21 protein-coding genes, 2 rRNA genes and 2 pseudogenes (1 of these 25 cut by a window edge) are annotated in these 22087 nt (G+C 37.3%); 16 read left to right on the forward strand and 9 right to left on the reverse strand.

All coding sequences use genetic code 11. The annotated features are described in order from the left end of the window. Positions 1-183 precede the first annotated feature (183 nt). From HOO54_RS03050 to HOO54_RS03065, 4 genes are all read right to left on the reverse strand, one after another. Positions 184-1413, reverse strand: a complete 1230-nt coding sequence (locus tag HOO54_RS03050; RefSeq protein ID WP_172292526.1) for an MFS transporter — start codon at positions 1411-1413, stop codon at positions 184-186. 185 nt (positions 1414-1598) lie between these two features. Continuing rightward, a complete protein-coding gene (locus tag HOO54_RS03055; RefSeq protein ID WP_172292528.1) occupies positions 1599-1859 on the reverse strand; it encodes a histidine kinase in 261 nt (86 codons plus the stop codon). 14 nt (positions 1860-1873) lie between these two features. Beyond that, on the reverse strand, positions 1874-2497 hold the full coding sequence (locus HOO54_RS03060) for a dTDP-4-dehydrorhamnose 3,5-epimerase family protein (protein WP_216664704.1): 624 nt from the start codon (positions 2495-2497) through the stop codon (positions 1874-1876). 1 nt (position 2498) lies between these two features. Further along, on the reverse strand, positions 2499-3128 hold the full coding sequence (locus tag HOO54_RS03065) for a dTDP-4-dehydrorhamnose 3,5-epimerase family protein (protein ID WP_216664705.1): 630 nt from the start codon (positions 3126-3128) through the stop codon (positions 2499-2501). 191 nt (positions 3129-3319) lie between these two features. Here HOO54_RS03065 and HOO54_RS25075 point away from each other — a divergent pair. Beyond that, positions 3320-3766: pseudogene (locus tag HOO54_RS25075) on the forward strand (DUF6985 domain-containing protein); the annotation flags it as partial. Positions 3767-3790: 24 nt separating this feature from the next. After that, positions 3791-3964: pseudogene (locus tag HOO54_RS24025) on the forward strand (SMI1/KNR4 family protein); the annotation flags it as partial. A gap of 97 nt (positions 3965-4061) precedes the next feature. Here HOO54_RS24025 and HOO54_RS03075 read toward each other — a convergent pair. Continuing rightward, a complete protein-coding gene (locus tag HOO54_RS03075; RefSeq protein ID WP_172292530.1) occupies positions 4062-4403 on the reverse strand; it encodes a hypothetical protein in 342 nt (113 codons plus the stop codon). 548 nt (positions 4404-4951) lie between these two features. Between HOO54_RS03075 and HOO54_RS03080 the strand changes: the two genes are divergently transcribed. The 3 genes from HOO54_RS03080 to licT all read left to right on the forward strand — a co-directional run bounded on the left by HOO54_RS03080 (position 4952) and on the right by licT (position 9198). Then, complete coding sequence (locus HOO54_RS03080; protein WP_172292532.1) at positions 4952-6853, forward strand: beta-glucoside-specific PTS transporter subunit IIABC; 1902 nt, start codon at positions 4952-4954, stop codon at positions 6851-6853. Positions 6854-6883: 30 nt separating this feature from the next. Then, complete coding sequence (locus HOO54_RS03085) at positions 6884-8305, forward strand: 6-phospho-beta-glucosidase (RefSeq protein ID WP_301539295.1); 1422 nt, start codon at positions 6884-6886, stop codon at positions 8303-8305. Positions 8306-8367: 62 nt separating this feature from the next. Further along, positions 8368-9198: a BglG family transcription antiterminator LicT gene (gene licT / locus HOO54_RS03090; protein WP_172292536.1), complete on the forward strand. Its 831-nt coding sequence runs from the start codon at positions 8368-8370 to the stop codon at positions 9196-9198. Between the two features lie 59 nt (positions 9199-9257). Here the strand turns inward: licT and HOO54_RS03095 are convergent, their stop codons facing one another. Together HOO54_RS03095 and comI are read right to left on the reverse strand one after the other, a co-directional pair. Then, positions 9258-9422, reverse strand: coding sequence for a response regulator aspartate phosphatase (locus HOO54_RS03095; RefSeq protein WP_172292538.1), 165 nt, complete (start codon positions 9420-9422; stop codon positions 9258-9260). A gap of 449 nt (positions 9423-9871) precedes the next feature. Then, positions 9872-9970, reverse strand: coding sequence for a competence inhibitor ComI (gene comI, locus HOO54_RS24030; RefSeq protein WP_253907596.1), 99 nt, complete (start codon positions 9968-9970; stop codon positions 9872-9874). Positions 9971-10585: 615 nt separating this feature from the next. Here comI and HOO54_RS03100 point away from each other — a divergent pair. The 8 genes from HOO54_RS03100 (at position 10586) to HOO54_RS03135 (ending at position 17437) form a co-directional block, all read left to right on the forward strand. After that, positions 10586-10987 carry a hypothetical protein gene (locus HOO54_RS03100; RefSeq protein ID WP_172292540.1) on the forward strand — a complete coding sequence of 134 codons (402 nt, stop codon included), beginning with the start codon at positions 10586-10588 and terminating at the stop codon, positions 10985-10987. Positions 10988-11131: 144 nt separating this feature from the next. Beyond that, positions 11132-11638 (forward strand): DUF6985 domain-containing protein, encoded by a 507-nt coding sequence (locus tag HOO54_RS03105; protein WP_172292542.1) that lies wholly within the window; start codon positions 11132-11134, stop codon positions 11636-11638. Between the two features lie 135 nt (positions 11639-11773). Next, positions 11774-13057, forward strand: coding sequence for an IS110 family RNA-guided transposase (locus tag HOO54_RS03110; RefSeq protein WP_172291902.1), 1284 nt, complete (start codon positions 11774-11776; stop codon positions 13055-13057). A 402-nt stretch (positions 13058-13459) separates the two neighbouring features. Continuing rightward, positions 13460-14092, forward strand: a complete 633-nt coding sequence (locus HOO54_RS03115; RefSeq protein WP_172291900.1) for an SMI1/KNR4 family protein — start codon at positions 13460-13462, stop codon at positions 14090-14092. Positions 14093-14123: 31 nt separating this feature from the next. Further along, positions 14124-15008 (forward strand): leucine-rich repeat domain-containing protein, encoded by an 885-nt coding sequence (locus tag HOO54_RS03120; RefSeq protein ID WP_172291898.1) that lies wholly within the window; start codon positions 14124-14126, stop codon positions 15006-15008. 93 nt (positions 15009-15101) lie between these two features. Then, positions 15102-15545: a DUF2521 family protein gene (locus HOO54_RS03125; protein WP_172291896.1), complete on the forward strand. Its 444-nt coding sequence runs from the start codon at positions 15102-15104 to the stop codon at positions 15543-15545. Positions 15546-15608: 63 nt separating this feature from the next. Continuing rightward, positions 15609-16322 (forward strand): N-acetylmuramoyl-L-alanine amidase CwlD, encoded by a 714-nt coding sequence (gene cwlD, locus HOO54_RS03130; protein ID WP_172291894.1) that lies wholly within the window; start codon positions 15609-15611, stop codon positions 16320-16322. 68 nt (positions 16323-16390) lie between these two features. Further along, positions 16391-17437 (forward strand): Mrp/NBP35 family ATP-binding protein, encoded by a 1047-nt coding sequence (locus HOO54_RS03135; RefSeq protein WP_172291892.1) that lies wholly within the window; start codon positions 16391-16393, stop codon positions 17435-17437. 33 nt (positions 17438-17470) lie between these two features. Here the strand turns inward: HOO54_RS03135 and gerD are convergent, their stop codons facing one another. After that, on the reverse strand, positions 17471-18046 hold the full coding sequence (gene gerD, locus HOO54_RS03140; protein WP_172291890.1) for a spore germination lipoprotein GerD: 576 nt from the start codon (positions 18044-18046) through the stop codon (positions 17471-17473). A 114-nt stretch (positions 18047-18160) separates the two neighbouring features. On the opposite strand from gerD, the gene HOO54_RS03145 reads away from it, so the two are divergent. Next, positions 18161-18763: a KinB-signaling pathway activation protein gene (locus HOO54_RS03145; protein WP_172291888.1), complete on the forward strand. Its 603-nt coding sequence runs from the start codon at positions 18161-18163 to the stop codon at positions 18761-18763. Here the strand turns inward: HOO54_RS03145 and pdaB are convergent. Beyond that, positions 18757-19521: a polysaccharide deacetylase family sporulation protein PdaB gene (pdaB, locus tag HOO54_RS03150; RefSeq protein ID WP_172291886.1), complete on the reverse strand. Its 765-nt coding sequence runs from the start codon at positions 19519-19521 to the stop codon at positions 18757-18759. The two genes, HOO54_RS03145 and pdaB, sit on opposite strands and share 7 nt — an antisense overlap. Positions 19522-19884: 363 nt before the next feature. Here pdaB and HOO54_RS03155 point away from each other — a divergent pair. Then, positions 19885-21434: ribosomal RNA gene (locus tag HOO54_RS03155) — 16S ribosomal RNA — on the forward strand. Between the two features lie 242 nt (positions 21435-21676). Continuing rightward, a 23S ribosomal RNA gene (locus HOO54_RS03160) occupies positions 21677-22087 on the forward strand (it continues 2521 nt past the right edge of the window). The 16S and 23S rRNA genes sit together here, the layout of an rRNA operon.

The raw sequence follows: 22087 nt of genomic DNA on the forward strand, positions 1-22087 counted from the left end.
TAAAGAAGACATTGCTTTATTTGCAGAAATTATAGAGGGAGTTTATAAATGGATAGTTATAAATTATTATCAAAGATATAAAATATGGAATAATGACTGAATGAAGAGGAATTTCCAGTAAGTTTTTGTGAAAGGGTTAAGTGAAACCCCTAGGTCTACTCGACTAACACTTTCTAGTAAAAATTATATAGATGATTTATGCAATATTTCATTTTGCACTCCCCAATTTGCTTTTCTAAGTGAAGAAGTGAAGGCAAATATATTTGTTAAGAAAACAATAATAGAACCAATTAAAAATACAGTTGAAGAACCGAATTCTTTTGACAAATAACCAGCTAGTAGAACACTTATAGGAGCTAAAATTGTTGAGATTAGACGACTTGCACTAATTACCCGCCCTAGATAGTCTATAGGTACTTGAGTTTGATATAAAATATTAATTAAACGAGAATTTAGAGCTACACTTCCCATCAATAAAGCATAAAAAATACCAACTATAACCCAATTTGTTGTGGCAAATAACCCAAATAAAGATATTGCTGTTAACAACGAAGATGATAACAAAGTTGGTCCAGACTTCATTTTTTTATTTATTAGAGGTAAGATCCATCCACTAAATATACCTCCTAAAGCGCTTAATGTATAAACTATCCCAATTTGATATGATGGTAAAGATAATTCTTCTTTTAATCTGAAAATTACCATCAAAACAGAACCCGTTATCCCTAAATTAATAAAAACATTCCATATTAACACATTTCTGTATAGTGTATTTAACCATGTATATTTTAACCCTTCAAAACTTCTTTTAAAAATAGCCTTTGGATTTGCCTTTATAGGTTTAATTTGATTTTTATAATTAATAAGTGCTAATGAACAGACTAATAAGATGAATCCAAAGAAAGTTATCCAAAGACTTCCGAAAATACCTATAACCGTTAATGTTAATCCTGCCAAAGAAGGACCAACAGAAATTGCAATTGATAGCGACATCTGCATGTAAGAATTAGCTTTTGCTAAGTCATTTTTGTTAACAATTTCAGGTATTATAGATATTTCTGCAATACCATAAAGAGCTAATAAAAAATCGATTAAAAAAGCAATTATAAGTAATAAATATACTGAAAGTAATTCAGTACTATGTAATATAGGTATTGCAGATATTAATATGGCTTGCGAAAAGGCAATAACAGTTAAAATTTTTTTTCTATTAAATGAATCAACAAATGACCCACCAAAGTATCCCACTAAAAATTCAGCTAAAAATCCTAATGCATAAGAAATACTCATAAAAATAGGGGACTTAGTGTAAAATAAAATTATTAACGGTAAAGCTAAATCGTATATGTTTTCACTAACCTTATATATAAATTGGTTACTTACTACAAATAAAAAAGATTTATTAAATTTCATTTATTAACCCCCATGTGAATTAAAGAGGCTGGGAGATAACTACCTTACTCAACTATAAAACGAACAATTATTCCCTATGGAAAGACTTAAATAGGAAAAACCCGAACTTAATTCTAATAGTAAGATTTTAAATTAAAGTTCGAATTTATTATTAAATTACTTTTGAACCAGCCTCTTTCATTTTGCTATTCAACTGTAACCACGTATTCTGATCCGATAGCTGCTATAAGTTCTTTGGATGTAGATACTTTAATTGTTTCTAATGGACTTCCTACAGTTTGGGCAATTTTACCTAATAGAGAAAAAGATGCCTCATTCATAAGTTGAGGAGAAATACATTTAATAAATGCTTTCAGACCTTCTTTTTCCATAGGATCATTAGTTTTATTAACTAGTGCCTCTAGCTCATCTAATGAAGTAAAGATTTCTTCCATTGCTACTGACATAATATCACCTCCTTTCAATTATTTTTAGGCGTAACATTTATCCTTTTCATTTTCCCATTTAAAAAAATATCAAATGAGTATGCATGTTTTTTATTTTTTTCTATTACTTCTTGTTCTTTTTTTAATAAAAATTGTAACGCTTCTTTAGGAAGTGGAAGTTTATTTATAGAAACAATAGGAAACTGGTTTGAATCAGATGGAATAATAACTCTATCATTTCCCAGGTTATAACCGTTGTTTTCTGTGGTTGCATAAAGAATTGGTTCAGAGCGTATTGTTGTGTTTGAAAAACCTGTAAATTTTTTTGCAATTCCTCTTTCAATAAACAAATGTTTACGTGGATCAGGATTAAATTCCATAACAACTCTATGATGTAAAGTTGGGGAGTTCATTCTACAATCTACAAACTCAGCTTTTATTAAACTATTTTGTTGGCCAATAAATGTATATCTATCAACTTGTCCTATTTGAAGAGAAAAATCTTCATAATAGCTATCATCTTCAAAAAAAAGAAAATCTGTTACAATTGGCCCCTCATTTGCTACCAATGTATAGCTTTCGACGCCTGTTCCCACATAAAAATTTCTGTTCCAATATAAACCTTTAATACTGGTTTCTTCAATTTTTTTAATAGTCATGTCAATCCTCATTTCTATTCTTAGGTGTTAATGTTACATATCTTTTCTTTCCATCTAAGAATATTTGGAATCTGTTAGGAAATTCCTGTAAATCCTTTATTTTATATTGCTGGACTCTTAACGTAAATTCATAAGCTTCTCTTGGAATAGGGTATTTATTTACTTCTACAACGGGAAACTTGTTCAATTGTATGGTTCTTTCAACATTGACTACATCATTGGCTATATTGTAATGATCATTATCTGCCGAGAGGTACCAAATGGGTTCATCTCTTGTCAAGATATTTTCTAGACCATCAAAAGTATGTGCTATTCCTCGATCAATGTATAACATTCTTTTAGGATCAGGATTAAATTCAAGTACAACTTGTTTATGTAGAGTTGGAGAACCATTTCTACAATCTACAAAATACCCTGTAATTTTTTTATTCGGGTCACCGAAAAATGTCAATCTGTCAACTTGAGCTATATGAATTCCGTAATGATTATAATAAAACTTATCACTATGTGTTACCATATCAGAAATGCCGGGCCCCAAACTAGAGATAACATGATAGTACTTATTATCATCTGATTGAGAAAAAAAAGTTTTTTGAAAATGTAATCCTTCAATTTTAGTCCTTTTTAACAAATAAATTCCTCTTAAACTATATTTTGTAATTAAACATAAATGTATTATACCGGAAAAAAATAAACGGTTCAATAAATTTTTAATAATTGTCTGATTTTTTGAAATTATCTTTAAAAGGAGGGTCTTCGGGTACTATTTAACAGAAGACAAGAAGTTATATGGAGAGATATGAATAAAAGAGAGGTGTCATGATGAAAAGTATCATTCCAAATGTGAGTTTAGGTTCATACGGATACGAAGGAACAGTCAAAATCGAAGCTTGGAACAAGCTTTCTTCAGATAGATTTAGATTAACTATCAATACTGAAACGATAAACACCGTGCATAAAATGGCATATAATCGGCTGATCGATCATCAGAATGAAATGAAAAAGTTAATCCTTAAGAAATTATTTGATCTGTATCCCGAGATTCAGGATGACTATGGTTGGGATTTAAATGAAGAAGAAAGAGCGAAATATTTGCCTGATATAAATAGTTCTGGCCAATTATTTGATTTGATTGAATTGTGCAATATTCACATTCATGATGTTAGCAACGATGGTATGGCATATGTCGGCTATGAACTTGCTTGTACATGGGAAGAAGAACACGGGCTAGGCGTGATGACTCATAAAAATAGAATCGTTGCCATTGGCGGAGCTGATACATCGATTTTAAGTTGGATTCCGATTAGCAGTGACGGTAGCGGAAACCATATTGGTATCGATCTTGATCCTGATAAAGAAGGTAAAGTTGGACAAGTCATTAATTTTGGAGCTGATGAAGAAGTAAAATATGTCATCGCCTACCAATTAAAAGATTTCCTAATACATATTACAAATACCCTTAAAGAAGCATTCCTGTTAGAAGGATGTTCGGGGATTTGAACAAAAAAGAGCCTTCTTGGTATGATGCTGATTATCGAATATCGTTTTTTCCTTTGATTGCCTACTAATCTAGGTCTTCGAACCAACAATTGAAAAATTGTATTGTATCATTGAAAAAAACTGTGTCAATATTATTTACATCAGAAGTAGCAGAAACCCTCCCTGTATCCCAAAACCATTGATTTGATATCAATCCAAGTATATCATCTGCTTTCTTTATATCTAAAGTGATTGATGTTTCTATAGAACATACAATCTTAAACCAACCATCACCTTTCCAATAAGGATCATTTGAAATTACATCATAGGATATTATGTAGGTGTCGATGTTCTTCATTAAATCTTCTAATATTTTCAATGACTGATTAGCATTTTTGCATTTTATAAATAGACTAAGTTGAAACATCATATTCCCCCAAAATAATGTGAATTTTTCTCTTGTGACACACTTCTACATTATAAAGTCCGTCTGTGTTTATTGCACCTGTGCGAGTTTATCTTAGAAGAAAACTAGATGATAACTTTGTAATTTTAACAAACAATAGATTTTTCACCGTAGGGGGTGTTCTGAAAGTAGGTGTGGATGAATAAAAATTGGCGATCTAAGAGCCTCCTCGGAGCTCGTTCCTTGCTCCTGCGGGGTCTTGCAAGTCTCCCTGATTCATATTGATAAAGGACTTTTTTTAGACAGCTCCTATGTGCTTCGAATTTAGTCATATCATGATCGTTTGTTTGACTAAGGACTTTATTTTCATTTTTTTTAAAAGAAAGCGTTGACACAAACTAAATACCCATGGTAAATTATGAGCAAATAGAACTTCATAAATTCCTTGTAGGAATGTTACCTTAAGTGGGCATAACCTGGACTGACTAGATCACGCTTTTTTAGCCGTGAATGATTCTAGTTGGCTCAGGTTTTTTATTTGCAAAAAATTCAAGAAGGAAGGGTCAAAAGTGAAATATGAACAGTTAGCCAAAGATATTATTGCAAATGTCGGTGGAAATGAAAACGTTTCCAATGTCGTTCACTGTATTACCCGTCTCCGATTTAAGTTAAAGAATGAAAGTAAAGCCAATACAGAAGTATTAAAGAACATGGATGGTGTTGTGACCGTAATGAAAAGCGGTGGTCAATATCAAGTCGTGATTGGAAATCATGTCCCAGATGTCTACAAAGCAGTGGTTGCAGTAGGAGGATTCCAAGATATAGGTTCTGTGGAAGAAGAGAATTCAAAAGGATCGCTTTTTAATCGATTTATTGATATGATTTCAAGCATTTTTACACCAGTACTTGGTATATTGGCAGCGACAGGGATGATCAAAGGTTTTAATGCGTTATTTGTAGCACTTGGCTGGTTAGAAAATACATCAGGTACATATCAAATTTTAAATGCTACTGGTGATTCACTGTTTTACTTTCTACCCATCTTCTTAGGATATACAGCCATTAAGAAATTTGGCGGCACCCCATTTATTGGGATGGCTATCGGGGCAGCATTAGTTTACCCAACACTTTCAACATTAACAGCTGGTAAACCTCTTTATACTGTTTTTGCAGGAACAATGTTTGAATCACCAATCTATGTGACTTTTTTAGGTATTCCAGTGATTTTAATGACATATTCTTCATCTGTTATTCCGATTATCATCTCTTCCTACTTTGCAGCTAAAGTGGAGAAATGGCTCAAGACCATTATTCCAAATGTAGTGAAAACGTTTGTTGTACCATTATTAACATTAGTCATTGTTGTGCCACTTACATTTATGATAATCGGTCCTATCGCCACATGGGCAGGAAGTTTACTGGGGCAAGGAACATTAGCCATCTATGACATAAGTCCTGTTGTTGCAGGTTTTATTTTAGGCGGTTTTTGGCAAGTATTTGTCATCTTCGGTCTTCATTGGGGATTAGTGCCGATTGGTTTTAACAATATTGCAACTTTAGGTTATGATGCGACCATCTTTGCCCCTATATTTGCTGCATCATTTGCCCAAATTGGAGCGGTATTAGCGATCATGATCAGAACGAAAAACAAAAAGTTAAAATCATTAAGTATTCCAGCCTTTATTTCCGGTATCTTTGGTGTTACAGAGCCAGCGATTTACGGGGTTACACTTCCTTTAAAAAAACCATTTATTATTAGCTGTATTGGTGCAGCAGTAGGCGGAGCACTTGCTGGTTCTTTAAGTATCAAGTGTTACATCGCTGGCGGCCTTGGTATCTTTGGTATTCCGTCTTACATCAATCCTGCAGGAATTGATTTAGGCTTCTATGGGACCATCATCTCGATAGCTGTTGGGTTTGTTGCAGCATTTGTTCTAACATTATTATTCGGTGGAATCAACAAACAAAAACAAAAACAAATAGCAAATACAACTTCAACAACAAATGAAAACATTACCATTAGTGAAGTTACCAGTCCATTAAACGGAAAAGTTGTACCATTATCTGAAGTTCAAGATGCTGCATTTTCATCTGGTGCATTAGGACATGGTATTGCCATTGAACCAAGTGAAGGCCAATTGTTTGCCCCAGTATCAGGCATGGTGTCAGCTTTATTCTCAACCAATCATGCGATTGGTATTACAATGGATTCAGGAGCAGATATTTTGATTCACATTGGTATGGATACAGTTCAGCTTGATGGAAAGTTTTTCACTGCTCATGTTACTCAAGGTGCTCATGTTGAAAAGGGCCAATTACTGATCGAGTTTGATATTGATAAAATTAAAAATGCTGGTAAATCGTTAACAACACCAATCCTTGTGACAAACCAAAAAGAATACAACATAGAGTTAACGAGACAGAACCAAGTGAAAACTGGTGAACGATTATATACACTAGTTACAAAATAATTAAAATTTTCAGGAGAAAGGGTGGATATGATGACTTTTCCAAAAGGATTTTTATGGGGTGGCGCAATAGCCGCGAATCAAGCAGAGGGTGCATATTTAACGGATGGCAAAGGCCTAACGACAGTTGATTTATTACCTGCAGGTAAAAAGCGGTGGGAGATCATGCAAGGACAGCTTCCTTCCTATGAACCGCTAAAAGGAGAATTTTATCCTTCACACGAAGCGATTGATTTTTATCATAAGTATAAAGAAGACATTGCTTTATTTGCTGAAATGGGTTTCAAAGCGTTACGATTATCAATTTCTTGGGCAAGAATTTTCCCAAATGGGGATGATGCAGAACCAAACGAAGCTGGTTTGCAATTTTACGACAATGTATTTGATGAACTGCTAAAGTATGATATTGAACCAGTTGTTACGATTGCACACTTTGATGTTCCTGTTCATCTTGTTGAAAAATATGGTAGTTGGAAAAATCGTAAGCTTGTCAATTTCTTTGAAACCTATGCGACAACTCTTTTCAAAAGATATAAGGGCAAAGTCAAGTATTGGATGACATTTAACGAGATTAATATGCTTCTCCACTTACCATTTGTTGGAGCAGGCCTTGTTTTTGAAGAAGGAGAAGATCAAAAGCAAGCTAAGTACCAAGCAGCTCACCATCAATTGGTTGCTAGTGCACTAGCGGTTCAAGCTGGTCACGATATCAATCCAAAAATGAAAATCGGCTGTATGTTAGCGGCTGGTCAGACATACCCATACTCTTGTAATCCTGATGATGTGTTTGCGGCAATAGAAAAAGACCGTGAATCATTCTTCTTTATCGATGTACAAGCTCGCGGTGAGTATCCAGGTTATGCAAAAAGATTTTTTAAAGAAAACCACTTAACGATTGTGATGGAAGAACAAGATCAAGAACTTCTAAAACAACATACGGTTGATTATATTGGATTTAGTTATTATGCAAGCCGTACAACGAGCGGTGATCTAGATCAGCATAAAACAACCGCTGGGAATGTATTTGGGTCAGTTGAAAACCCATACTTAGAAAAGTCTGAATGGGGTTGGACGATTGACCCTAAAGGCTTCCGTATCACGGCAAATCAGTTATATGATCGTTATCAAAAACCACTTTTTGTTGTGGAAAATGGTCTAGGTGCTGTTGATATTCCGACAGAAGACGGAAAAGTGAACGATGATTACCGAATCGATTACTTGAGAAAACATGTGGTAGAAATGTCTGAGGCGATGAAAGACGGAGTTGAAATCCTCGGTTATACAAGCTGGGGTCCGATTGATCTTGTTAGTGCATCAACAGGAGAAATGAAAAAACGCTATGGATATATTTATGTTGAAAAAGATAATGAAGGTAATGGAACATTGAAGCGTTCGAAGAAAAAAAGTTTTGATTGGTATAAACAAGTTATTGCTTCAAACGGAGAAAAACTATAAGTTGTTGAATCACTTTCTATTATCATGGAAAAAGAATCATAATAAAACTTATAGGTGATCAAATGAAAATAGCCAAAGTATACAACAACAACGTAATTAGTGCGTTTGATGAAAAAAACGAAGAGTTAGTTGTCATGGGAAGAGGTTTGGCATTTCAGAAAAAATCAGGAGATCTTGTTGAAGAAGCTAAAATTGAGAAAGTCTTTGAACTGAAAAATAATGATATATCTGAGAAATTTAAAACACTTTTATATGAAGTCCCGATTGAATATATGGAAGTGACAGAGGAAATTATAAAGGTTCAAAAAAGCAGGCTGGGAAGAAATCTTAATGATAGCATTTATCTCTCATTAACAGACCATATTCACTTTGCTATAGAACGAAATAAAAAGGGGTATGATATCAAAAATGCATTATTGTGGGAAATCAAAAGGTTTTACCATCAAGAGTTTGCCATTGGTATGGAGGCTTTGCAAATCATTCAAGAAAAACTAGGTGTACTTTTGCCAGAGGATGAAGCAAGCTTTATCGCTATGCATATTGTCAATGCTGAACTCAGTCAGGAAATGCCAAACGTCGCCAATATTACAAACGTGATGCAGGACATTTTGAATATAGTTAAATATCATTTTAAAATCGATTTTGACGAGGAATCACTAAATTATTTTCGATTTGTTACCCATTTAAAGTTTTTTGCCCAAAGACTATATAGCAAAACGTATGTTGATGATGATGATCCACTTTTGTTTGAGACTGTTCGCAAGAAGCAACAAGCAGCATTCGAATGTACAGAGAAGATTAATCAATACATCGAAAAACAATTTGATTACAATCTCACAAATAATGAAAAATTTTACTTGGCTATTCATATTCAAAGAGTCGTCAATCGTTAAAATAAAGAGGAGAGAAATAGGCTGAACCGAGGTCAATCTCTCCCGTTATTTTTATAAGATTATAAGTAATCAAGCTGAAGTTTATGCCGAGACTTTAATAAAGAATAATAGACAAGGACATCCTGATTTTTTTTCATATTGATGAGTAACTCTCTGACTTCCTTTTTTGTCTCCTTGGCTTTACGTATCCAGTGGTTTTTTAATGAGTTGTACCAAAAATTCATTTTCGTGCCAGACCGAGACCGCTCATCTAAAGCTTGGAGTCCAAGAAAGAATATAAGGCGTATAAAGTCATCATTAAAAACAATGCTCCTTCTTAGTCGTGCACCATTCTGGATGACGCTATTTTGTGTCAACGATTGGCAGGATTTGTTAGCGGGTAAATGACTCAAAGCAAGAATAATGATTTGCAAAGAGATGGACAAACTAGTGTTTTTGTTGCTACAATAAAAACTAGATCACAAAATATAACCAGTAAACGTTTTTTCTCAAATTCTCAAACATAAATAGAGCGATATGAATATTATTTATTCTGAAGAGTATACTGTGAATACAAAAAGATCGAAGATGCTCGCAACATCTCCGATCGGCAATAGAATAGCTCCTGTAAGGGAGTCGGCTTTTATTTCGATTTAACTGTAGGAACGCCATGATGTGATGGTCAGGGGCGTTCTTACTTTTTTTTGTTTGAGAAACTATGGGCAAGCGACAGAATCCCTACGATCAGGATTCCAAAAGAAATCATCAATTGAATAGCGCTTTCCACAGCCATGTTCTCACCTCCCCTCTTTCTAAACTGGGGGTGAGCCGAACGCCCCTACAAAAAGCCGATTTATTGCTAATTTTTACTTTATAGGAATTTTATGAAAAATACAAGACTCCAACCAAATTTGGTTGGAGTTAGCTTACTAAGGCTCTTTCATTAAATAATTTCCTTTTTGGAAGACTTACCGTCGGTTATTCGCTTCTTTATCCTGCCAGCCTTTTTTTGTTGTACACCATCCTGATATCAATTGAAAGCGACATGAAGATTATTGATGACTGGGTCATGAGAAGTGCCTCCTTAACCAATCAAAATTCTCGACTTTGTTCAGATATGCACAATTACCGATCGTTAATTTGTTCCGGTAACATTCTTGGCAACATCGACATGGTGGTATATTTTTGTTAGATTCTCCTTTCTTCTCCGCTTTAGTAAAAGACCATTCCAGCTTTACCCGATTCCGTTCCATTTTCAAAATATAAAACTGGTATAATATTTAAAAGAAGGTTGTTTTTATGGGGATTTACATACCGTTTACTTTCGGGTTGAAAGAAAACTTTATAATGAAGGAAGTTGAAGCGGAAGAGAACGAAAAGTTTAAAATAAGGCGAAGGAGAATGTTTCATGGAAATTGTAAAAAGTCTCTTATTCATTGTTTATGGGGTATTGTTGCATGTGTATTCGAAAGACTCAGCTAGTAAACTTCAACGGCATGTCTATAATTTTTTCATTCTCGCAACGTTTGTCGGGTTGATTACATATCGTTTTTTCCCATATTGGAAGGTGGTTGTGACATTAAGTTTTGTAGCCGCGACTTTTTTTGCAATCAAGACAATGAATGAAAAAATCAAAACTGGCGAATTTATCGCTCCACCAATTTGGATACTCTTGGCTGCAATCGTCGTTCCCTGTCTAGGGTTTATCATGATGCCACCTTTAGAATCAACTTTATTGACTGTAGTGTTAGGTGTTTTTCTGTTCAGCTGTTTTATTGTTTTGGAAAAAGCAAACAAAAAGCATGCTTGAAAATGTAGCCATTGTTCTTTGAGAAAAAACCAATGGAAATCCATCATAAAGCCTTTCAAAATTAAAAAAGGAGGGTCTTCGAGTACTATTTAACAGAAGACAAGAAGTTATATGGAGAGATATGAATAAAAGAGAGGTGTCATGATGAAAAGTATCATTCCAAATGTGAGTTTAGGTTTATACGGATACGAAGGAACAGTCAAAATCGAAGCTTGGAACAAGCTTTCTTCAGATAGATTTAGATTAACCATCAATACTGAAACGATAAACACCGTGCATAAAATGGCATATAATTGGCTGATCGATCATCAGAATGAAATGAAAAAGTTAATCCTTAAGAAATTATTTGATCTGTATCCCGAGATTCAGGATGACTATGGTTGGGATTTAAATGAAGAAGAAAGAGCGAAATATTTGCCTGATATAAATAGTTCTGGCCAATTATTTGATTTGATTGAATTGTGCAATATTCACATTCATGATGTTAGCAACGATGGTATGGCATATGTCGGCTATGAACTTGCTTGTACATGGGAAGAAGAACACGGGCTAGGCGTGATGACTCATAAAAATAGAATCGTTGCCATTGGCGGAGCTGATACATCGATTTTAAGTTGGATTGCAGAACATGATAAAGTGGAACAAACTTAAAATTACTAGGAGCATTCCTGTAATGAAGAAATTTGAGAGTTGAACAAAAAAAGAGCCCCTTGGTATCATACGAGGTGTCCAAAGCTTCGAAGCAAAAATGGACCCTTAATTTAAGTAACCAAGGAGGACTCAATAATGAATTATACACAAAATCATAAAATCTCTCAAATTACACCTTTAACTCTTATTGTTGGCATTGATATTGCCAAGGATAAACATGTAGCACGTGCACAAGATGACCGAGGTATCGAGTTCGGAAAACGCTTGATTTTTGAAAATCGAAAACATGGCTTTCAAAAATTAGTGACTTGGGCGGAAAGTCTTCGAAAAGAAAATGGCAAGAATCACGTCATTCTTGGCGTAGAGCCGACTGGTCATTACTGGTTTAGCCTCGCTTATTTTTTGGTAGAAAAAGGGTACGATTTTGTCATGGTAAATCCAATGCATGTAAAGAAAAGTAAAGAACTAGATGACAATTCCCCTACCAAGAATGATACAAAGGATGCTCGAGTAATAGGGCAGTTGATTAAGGATGGGCGATACTCCGTACCAAACCTCTTAGATGGCGTTTATGCCGAATTAAGAGAAGGCGTCAAATTACGAGATCAGCTCACAAAGCAACTGATGACCACAGAAGGTCGCATCCAAAATCATATACAACGCTACTTCCCTGAATTCTTTGATGTGTTTAGAGATTGGGAAGGAAAAGCAGCTTTTTGTACGTTGCGTATGTTTCCATTTCCGTCTCAAATTAAAGAAATGTCAGCGGAAGAGGTGCTTAAGAAATGGAAACCATTTGTTCAACGAGGAGTGGGAATAAAACGAGCGAGGAAGCTAGTAGAAGCTGCGAAGAAGAGTATTGGTATTCAAATTGGTATTCAGTTTGCCCAGCGTGAACTAGATTATTTACTCGACCAATATGAGCTTTATAAGCAACAGTTAGCACAGTTAGACAAAGAGCTAGAAGCTCTAGTAGAAACACTTCCAGGAGCCAAACAAATGATGGAGATACCAGGATTAGGATCTACGACAATCGCTCTGTTTTTTTCAGAGGTAGGTGACATGACAAAATATAGTCATCCCCAACAGCTAGTAAATTTAGCAGGTCTCTCTTTACGAGAACATAGCTCTGGTAAATTCAAGGGTCAAACACGAATTACGAAAAGAGGACGAAGTCGTTTGCGACGAGCTTTATATTTGGCTATTCGCCCATTAGTCGCTCATAATCCGACGTTTAAAGCATTGCATCAATACTATACAATGCGATCTGAAAAGCCATTGAAAAAGCAACAATCACTCATTGCCTTGTGTTGTAAGTTACTACGTGTATTATTTGTCATTGGGCAAAAACAATGTCAGTTTGATGGTTCTAAACTATTAAGAGGATTGCCTCGAACCCAAGAATTACAGGTTGTTTAAAGTCTTTAGAAATACACTCTAAAGACCAACAATTTCTCATACAAACACCAATAGTGCAGAGTTGGAGCTTATTTTCACCATTCGGGCTTTAGACCCAGCATAGGAGCATTTCCAACCTCCACCTCATGGATACGCAGGACGAAGGAAAGTATGGATACGATCCGGAGAGATATGGGAGGGTTAGCGACCGTGATTTGTGTGGAGAATTCCTAGCACGGTTATACACTTGTTTTCCAAACTAATCCAGTTTGGTAGATAGGATGGCTTATTCCTTGTAAATATTTTATATATATTAAAAAGATATCCAGTAATATTGGTGTGTCAACTATATGGTGGTTATGAAATAGTGAGAATGCATGAGTATTTGGAAGAAAAACGAACTTTATTGAGGGAGAGCCAAACATGATCTTATCTGTTATCAAACATTTAAAAGAAGAACTAAATCAACATTTTCAGCCGTTTTTAAACCCACCTGCAACTGTGAAAGAAATTGAAGAAGTTGAAAAAGAAATGAATATCACGTTTCCCGAAGATCTCCGAACATTATATCTTACACATAATGGTGAGAAAGAACTGGGACCTGGGTTGTTTTTTGGACTTTCTTTTCTCTCTTTGGAAGAAATGGTTAGAGAATGGAGAACGTGGAAAGAAATTGCCAGTGATGAATGGCAAGATGAGGTTGATGCATACTCTGTTCCGCCAGTTTGGATTAAAGAAAAATATGCTAATCAATATTGGATTCCGATTAGCAGTGACGGTAGCGGAAACCATATTGGTATCGATCTTGATCCTGATAAAGAAGGTAAAGTTGGACAAGTCATTAATTTTGGAGCTGATGAAGAAGTAAAATATGTCATCGCCTACCAATTAAAAGATTTCCTAATACATATTACAAATACCCTTAAAGAAGGATTTTATACAATTGATGAATATGAAGAAGATTTTATCAGTTGGAGTTATGGAGAGGAAGAGGAGCTTCACTTTTTAGACGCTATTCGCTCCATGGCACTGCCAGCCGCAATCACCAAAGCATGATCAAGAACATGCTGATTTATGGTTTAGTCAATTGGATGACCATTGGACTTCGATTGTTCAGAAGATCTCTGAAAACCCGCAAAATTTTAGCCGAATGAAGAAACTGCTTTTAATCGATAAAGATTTAAGGGGAATTAAACCATTGGTGATTTGTTCCGATGTTCGGGAGTTGATTTTAAGCGCTAATCATATTGAAGATTTAACACCATTACAACAGATGGTGTCTTTGAAAAAGCTTTATCTTGGCGGTAATCCAGTCCAAGACTTAAAACCAATTGTCCAATTAAGAAATTTGAAAAACATAAATTTGGAAGACACAAAAGTAATCGATTTACAGCCACTTGCAGATTTATCATCCCTAAAAGAATTGGATATCACCGATATTCCGGCTGCTGACTATCAACCATTGCAGTACTGCAAAAATCTTGAGATTTTGAAAGTAACCATTTCTAACGCAGAACAATTAAAAGACGTTTCTAACATTGGTTCATTAAAGAAATTGCACCTTCAAGGATTGAAAAACATAAAGGAAGAGGATTTACAACCATTAGCAAATTTAAAAAAATTAAAGTCGTTGACAATTGAAAATATCTGTTTAGAAAACCTTGATTTTTTGCGTGCCCAAAATAAGCTTCAAACGCTTATTTTTGAAGACTCTGTTATTCAAGATGGTTCGGCACTCGTTCAATTAGAACGTTTATCGGAATTAGAATTGAGTGGAACCTCAATAACCAATCTAGAAGTAATCGCACGTTCTGCTCCCTTAAAAAAATTTGCCGGGTCTTTTGCACAATTTCATTCATTAAAAGATTTATGTAAGGGAAAAGTGGATTTTTCCAAAATGATTGGGGAAATGTCTGAAGAAGAGGAAGAGATATGGAGTGATTATCTACACGAACAGTGGGAACTTTTCTAATTTTTTCGGATTCTTCCTCTGTTTCCCTCCGCTGCTTTTAGCATGATTTCCGGCCCCTCATTACACAATACAGGGTAAAAAGGAGGCGGAGTTATGGGGACAGTGGTATCGTTCATCAGTGAAAAACAAAAAAAACAGGTAATTCTCGAGAAGAAACTACTTCGAGAGCTTTCTCTTGAAAAAATTATTCGGACAGCAGAGGTTTGTTTTTCTCCTCTTTTTTATTTTGTTCCAAAGCAGACGGACATTTTATATGATGGGTGTATTGATTTTGCGATTGAAGCATATTTATTAGGTGCTCAATTTGGTAAGTTCGGTTTTTATGGAGAACCCATTCAAAAAGCAAGGGGACGGTCTGAAAAAGAAGAGACCCAGCTTTTGTTTGAACTTTATGATTATGCTGTCAGCTGGACGGATGTCTTCAATCTAACAATTGCCTCTGAACCGCTATATCATGCTTGTGAACACTTTATTCACAGCTGGTGGAAGGAAGGTTTTAGTCAACGAATCAAGCGTTTTAAGCTGCGCCTTCAATAATCAGTTCATATTTCCCTTTCTTGTCCCATATCTTTGTAGTAAGGACAAGCGGGAGGGAAAGGGATGAAGAAAAAAATAAAATGGATTGGGTTGTTATTCGGTTTTATCGTTTTATTATGTTTGTTTCAGTACCAATTCAATAATGACGATTCTTGGAAGTCGTGGAACTTACCGCTTAGTGGAAAAATCATTTATATTGATCCGGGGCACGGTGGTGTTGATGGAGGTGCCTCAAGTGGAGATCTGCTTGAAAAAGATGTCGCCTTAGATGTTTCATTAAGAATACGGGACTATCTTCAGGAACAAGGCGCTCTAGTGATGATGACACGGGAGGGCGATCATGATCTTGCAGCTAAAGAGACAAAAGGTCTTAGCAGAAGAAAAGCTGAAGATTTACGAAAAAGAGTGGAAATGATTAATAATTCCGAAGCGGATTTTTACCTTAGCATTCACTTGAATGCGATACCTTCAGCAAGGTGGAGCGGTGCGCAAAGTTTTTTCTACGGACAATATGAAGAAAATGAGCGGGCGGCGAAATTTATTCAAGATGAACTAAAGCGTAACCTTGGGAATACAATGCGAAAAGCAAAGCGGGTACACGGTATTTATTTAATTCAAAATATAAAAAAGCCAGGGGCTCTTGTTGAACTCGGTTTCTTATCTAACCCTGAGGAGGCAGAACAACTTGGCAAACCTAAATATCAAGACAAAATCGCAGCTTCTGTTTATAAAGGAGTTTTGCGATACTTCACAGAAGATAAAGATCCTCCTGGATAAGGGGGATTTTTACATGATCTATGATATACTTAGTTTGCAAACGAATACAACAGGGGTGAGATTCAATCATGTTGGGAGAAGATGATGTAAAAAAAATAGTTGGTGATTTGGACGAGCCGTTTTTACATAAACCACTTCGAGAGCTGAATGCGATCAAAGACATTAAAGTGAAACCTGAAAAACAGCATGTTAGTGTAAAAGTAGCGCTTGCCAAAACGGGATCTGCCGAACAAATCCAGCTTCAACAGGAGATTGTAAACCTGCTTAAAGAGGCTGGGGCGGAAACAGTTGGTTTGCGATTTGAAGAGTTGCCTCAAGAAGTTATTGCAAAATATCAAGAGCCTGCTGCTCAAGGGGAGAAGAAAACACTTTTAAACAGCAACAAACAGCCTGTTTTTTTAGCAGTTGCCAGTGGTAAAGGTGGAGTCGGTAAATCAACGGTTTCTGTTAATTTGGCAGTTTCTCTTGCTCGGCTTGGAAAAAAAGTCGGTCTTATTGATGCTGATATTTATGGCTTTAGTGTACCCGATATGATGGGGATTACCGTCAGACCCAAAATAGCAGGAGACAGAGTCATTCCTGTCGAAAGGTTTGGTGTGAAAGTGATTTCGATGGGTTTTTTCGTTGAAGACAATGCACCTGTGATTTGGAGAGGACCGATGCTTGGTAAAATGCTCAATAACTTTTTCAATGAAGTTGAGTGGGGCGATGCTGAATATATTATTTTAGATCTCCCACCAGGGACTGGTGATGTGGCGCTTGATGTCCATACAATGCTTCCAAGCTGTAAGGAGATTATTGTCTCGACACCGCATCCGACAGCTGCTTTTGTTGCTGCCCGAGCAGGAGCAATGGCTTTAAAAACCGACCATGAAATCATTGGGATCGTCGAAAACATGGCTTATTATGAAAGTGTCAAAACAGGTGAAAAAGAGTATGTTTTTGGAAAAGGCGGGGGCGAAAAACTTGCAGAAGAACTCGGTGTCCCTCTATTGGGAAAGATTCCATTAAAACAGCCTGATTGGGATGATCATGATTTTGCGCCATCAGTTTATAAAGAAGACCACCCGACAGGTCTCATTTATTTGGATATTGCAAAAAAAATCGCTGAATGATAAAAAGCTTCTTCTCAAAGAAGAAGCTGGGTGTTAACTTTGTTTGCCGTCTTTCATTTCTTCTTTTATAGTCTCGGTTGCTGCTTTTTTAAGCTCATCTTCAAATTGTTTTTTATAAAGTGGGCTTGTCAAAGTGTCAGTAATAACCTCTTGAAGATGGGTGCGAAATTCCTGGCTCTTGACGAGCTCACCATATTTTTTGGCCATTTCTGGATCTTGCATGACCTGAATGAGCATTTTTTGATATTGGGGATCTTTCATTAGCTTTTTCAGCACTTTCTCGTGCTCAGTTTGAAGCGTTTTGGCAAAACTCTCAGAAAACTTTGGGTCTTCAAAGACTTTTTTCCAAAACTCAGTTCCTTGTTTGGAAGTCATTGTTTTTTCAACGGTTTCTTTAACAGTTTTTTTATCCATTACAAGTGTTTGAGTCAATTTGTCATCATTTAGAATTTCTTGAATCGCTTTTTTTCCATCATCGGTTTTTAATATATCGACAACCATTTTTTTTGTTTCCTCATAGTCCATTTCGGCTGCTTGGTCTGCGGGAGCACAAGCTGTTACAGATAGGAACAAAACACAGCTTATCCATAGCATTGTGGTTTTTAACATGCTTAAGCTCCTTTCGTAAACTCTTCATACTTTTAATATGAATGTCTTTAGGGAATTTATACATAACAAAAAATCGCTATTTTTAGCGAAAAATTAGGGGTTGGAAAGTCTGAAATGAAAAGCCGTGATCTTGTCCGATTCTTTTTTTCTGTACTAGGTATTGGTGCTATAACTACAAGTATTGTCGGTTTTGCTGTTGAGTGGGGAAGATACAAGGAGTTGTTTCTTTCATTTGAGGTTTTGGAAATTCTTTCAGTCCTCATATGGTTTATTGGGGTAGGGATGATTTTTAGTGTCATTGCCCAAATGGGATTTGTTATATTTTTAACCATTCACCGATTTGCGCTGGAAATATTCCGGTCTCATTCTTTATGGAATTCAATTCAGTTATTTCTTATTCTCTTTGTCACTTTCGATCTTGTTTATTTACGGTTTTTATTTTTTGAAACAGAAGGCGGATCGTTAATTCCATATCTTTGGTTCCCGTTATTTATATTAGTTGTTGGTGTGGGTGTAGCCTTTTTGAAACAAAAACAGTCCTCCAAAAAAACGTTCATTTCTGCACTGTTTTTAATGGTTGTATATACCATTATGGAGTGGTTTCCAGCGTTAAGAGTAAATGAAGAGGACTGGCTCTACTTTATGCTGTTTCCTCTATTAAGCTGTAATGCTTTTCAGTTGTTGATGCTGCCAAGGTTTCAAAGCCATGTTCAATGAACTTCAGAAGATTTACTTTCTGTATTTGCAATTAACTCGCTAGCAGGAACATTTCTGAGTCCCTTGCTTCGCAGATGGTGAATAATATCAGGCAGGGCTCTTTTTGTTTGTTTTGCGGAATCAGAAGCATGGAACAGAATAATGTCTCCAGCATTCACAGATTTATTCACTTTTTGAACGATCTGTGCTACACCGGGATTTGTCCAATCATCAGAATTAATACTATAATGAACAAATGTGTAATTAAGTTTTTTGGCAATAGCGAGGACATCTTTATTAAATTGGCCAGTTGGTGCTCTAAGCAATGTAAGATCCTCAATACCTAATTTTTGAAAGGAATTTTCCGCTTTGACAAGGTCCTTTTTAATTTCACTTTTTTTCATCTGAGAATAGTTTTTATAAGCATAACCCATACTGCCAATTTCATGACCGTCTTTTCGGATCCGTTCCACAATATCGGGATGACGTTCAGCCCAAGAAGCTGATAAAAAAAAGGTTGCATCTTTTATTCCGTTTGTTTTTAATGTATTTAAAATAGGTATTGCCTTTTCATCTCCCCAGCTAATATTAAATGTAAGGGAAACTTCTTGAGAGTCCGCATCTCCTCTATATATTGCTTTTAAACTGTCATCTTTCAAAAACACTGGAAGAGGAAGCAGGTTTTGCATATAAAAAAAACTTGCTGTAGCAAAAGCGGCAATCACAATCACAACCAGTTGTTTTATTCGTTTGATGTGCCACACATAAAAATGATTCACAAAAAAACTCCTCCTTGTCCATGCTGCTTTGTTTTACATCCTATGCTCGTATAAAATAGAACATGTTTAAATTTTTATAAAAAAATAATTGACTTGTTATTTACATACATGGTATATTTATATTCGTCGCTGATGAACAGCTGACATGAAAAAGCTCTAATGAATAACATTTAAAAAAAGTGTTGACAATAATACGAGCTAAATGTTATATTATTAAAGCCGCTGAACGAGGCGGGACATGATCTTTGAAAACTAAACAAGACAAAACGTACCTGTTAATTCAAGAAATAAGAAATACAAAGCACATTTAGTGCAAGTCAGGGCAGATGTCGTCACAAGTGACGAACTTAATCTGCACTCCATTTTATGGAGAGTTTGATCCTGGCTCAGGACGAACGCTGGCGGCGTGCCTAATACATGCAAGTCGAGCGGACCATAGGGAGCTTGCTCCCGAAAGGTTAGCGGCGGACGGGTGAGTAACACGTGGGTAACCTGCCTGTAAGACTGGGATAACTCCGGGAAACCGGGGCTAATACCGGATGCTTGATTGAACCGCATGGTTCAATCATAAAAGGTGGCTTCGGCTACCACTTACAGATGGACCCGCGGCGCATTAGCTAGTTGGTGAGGTAATGGCTCACCAAGGCAACGATGCGTAGCCGACCTGAGAGGGTGATCGGCCACACTGGGACTGAGACACGGCCCAGACTCCTACGGGAGGCAGCAGTAGGGAATCTTCCGCAATGGACGAAAGTCTGACGGAGCAACGCCGCGTGAGTGATGAAGGTTTTCGGATCGTAAAACTCTGTTGTTAGGGAAGAACAAGTACCGTTCGAATAGGGCGGTACCTTGACGGTACCTAACCAGAAAGCCACGGCTAACTACGTGCCAGCAGCCGCGGTAATACGTAGGTGGCAAGCGTTGTCCGGAATTATTGGGCGTAAAGCGCGCGCAGGCGGTTCTTTAAGTCTGATGTGAAAGCCCCCGGCTCAACCGGGGAGGGTCATTGGAAACTGGGGAACTTGAGTGCAGAAGAGGAGAGTGGAATTCCACGTGTAGCGGTGAAATGCGTAGAGATGTGGAGGAACACCAGTGGCGAAGGCGACTCTCTGGTCTGTAACTGACGCTGAGGCGCGAAAGCGTGGGGAGCGAACAGGATTAGATACCCTGGTAGTCCACGCCGTAAACGATGAGTGCTAAGTGTTAGAGGGTTTCCGCCCTTTAGTGCTGCAGCAAACGCATTAAGCACTCCGCCTGGGGAGTACGGTCGCAAGACTGAAACTCAAAGGAATTGACGGGGGCCCGCACAAGCGGTGGAGCATGTGGTTTAATTCGAAGCAACGCGAAGAACCTTACCAGGTCTTGACATCCTCTGACAACCCTAGAGATAGGGCGTCCCCTTCGGGGGCAGAGTGACAGGTGGTGCATGGTTGTCGTCAGCTCGTGTCGTGAGATGTTGGGTTAAGTCCCGCAACGAGCGCAACCCTTGATCTTAGTTGCCAGCATTCAGTTGGGCACTCTAAGGTGACTGCCGGTGACAAACCGGAGGAAGGTGGGGATGACGTCAAATCATCATGCCCCTTATGACCTGGGCTACACACGTGCTACAATGGGCAGAACAAAGGGCTGCGAAGCCGCAAGGCTAAGCCAATCCCACAAATCTGTTCTCAGTTCGGATCGCAGTCTGCAACTCGACTGCGTGAAGCTGGAATCGCTAGTAATCGCGGATCAGCATGCCGCGGTGAATACGTTCCCGGGCCTTGTACACACCGCCCGTCACACCACGAGAGTTTGTAACACCCGAAGTCGGTGAGGTAACCTTTTGGAGCCAGCCGCCGAAGGTGGGACAGATGATTGGGGTGAAGTCGTAACAAGGTAGCCGTATCGGAAGGTGCGGCTGGATCACCTCCTTTCTAAGGATATATACGGAATGTAAGACCTCTCGGTCTTATCAGACAGGTACGTTTCAGATCTTGTTTAGTTTTGAAGGATCATTCCTTCAAACATAGGAGACACCTGCTAAATACGCCACATCCTGTGGCAACGCATGTGTTAGCACATCCTGTGCGTTGTTCTTTGAAAACTAGATAACGTAAGTAGACAATCACATTCAAAAGTAAGACCAAGAATTATCTGTAGTGATTCTTTTTTTAACGGTTAAGTTAGAAAGGGCGCACGGTGGATGCCTTGGCACTAGGAGCCGATGAAGGACGGGACGAACACCGATATGCTTCGGGGAGCTGTAAGCAAGCTTTGATCCGGAGATTTCCGAATGGGGAAACCCACTGCTCGTAATGGAGCAGTATCCATATCTGAATACATAGGATATGAGAAGGCAGACCCGGGGAACTGAAACATCTAAGTACCCGGAGGAAGAGAAAGCAAATGCGATTCCCTGAGTAGCGGCGAGCGAAACGGGAACAGCCCAAACCAAGAGGCTTGCCTCTTGGGGTTGTAGGACACTCTATGTGGAGTTACAAAAGAACGAGGTAGATGAAGAGGTCTGGAAAGACCCGCCATAGGAGGTAACAGCCCTGTAGTCAAAACTTCGTTCTCTCCTGAGTGG

It is taken from the genome of Bacillus sp. WMMC1349 (genome assembly GCF_013155385.1).
Lineage (GTDB): Bacteria > Bacillota > Bacilli > Bacillales > Bacillaceae > Bacillus.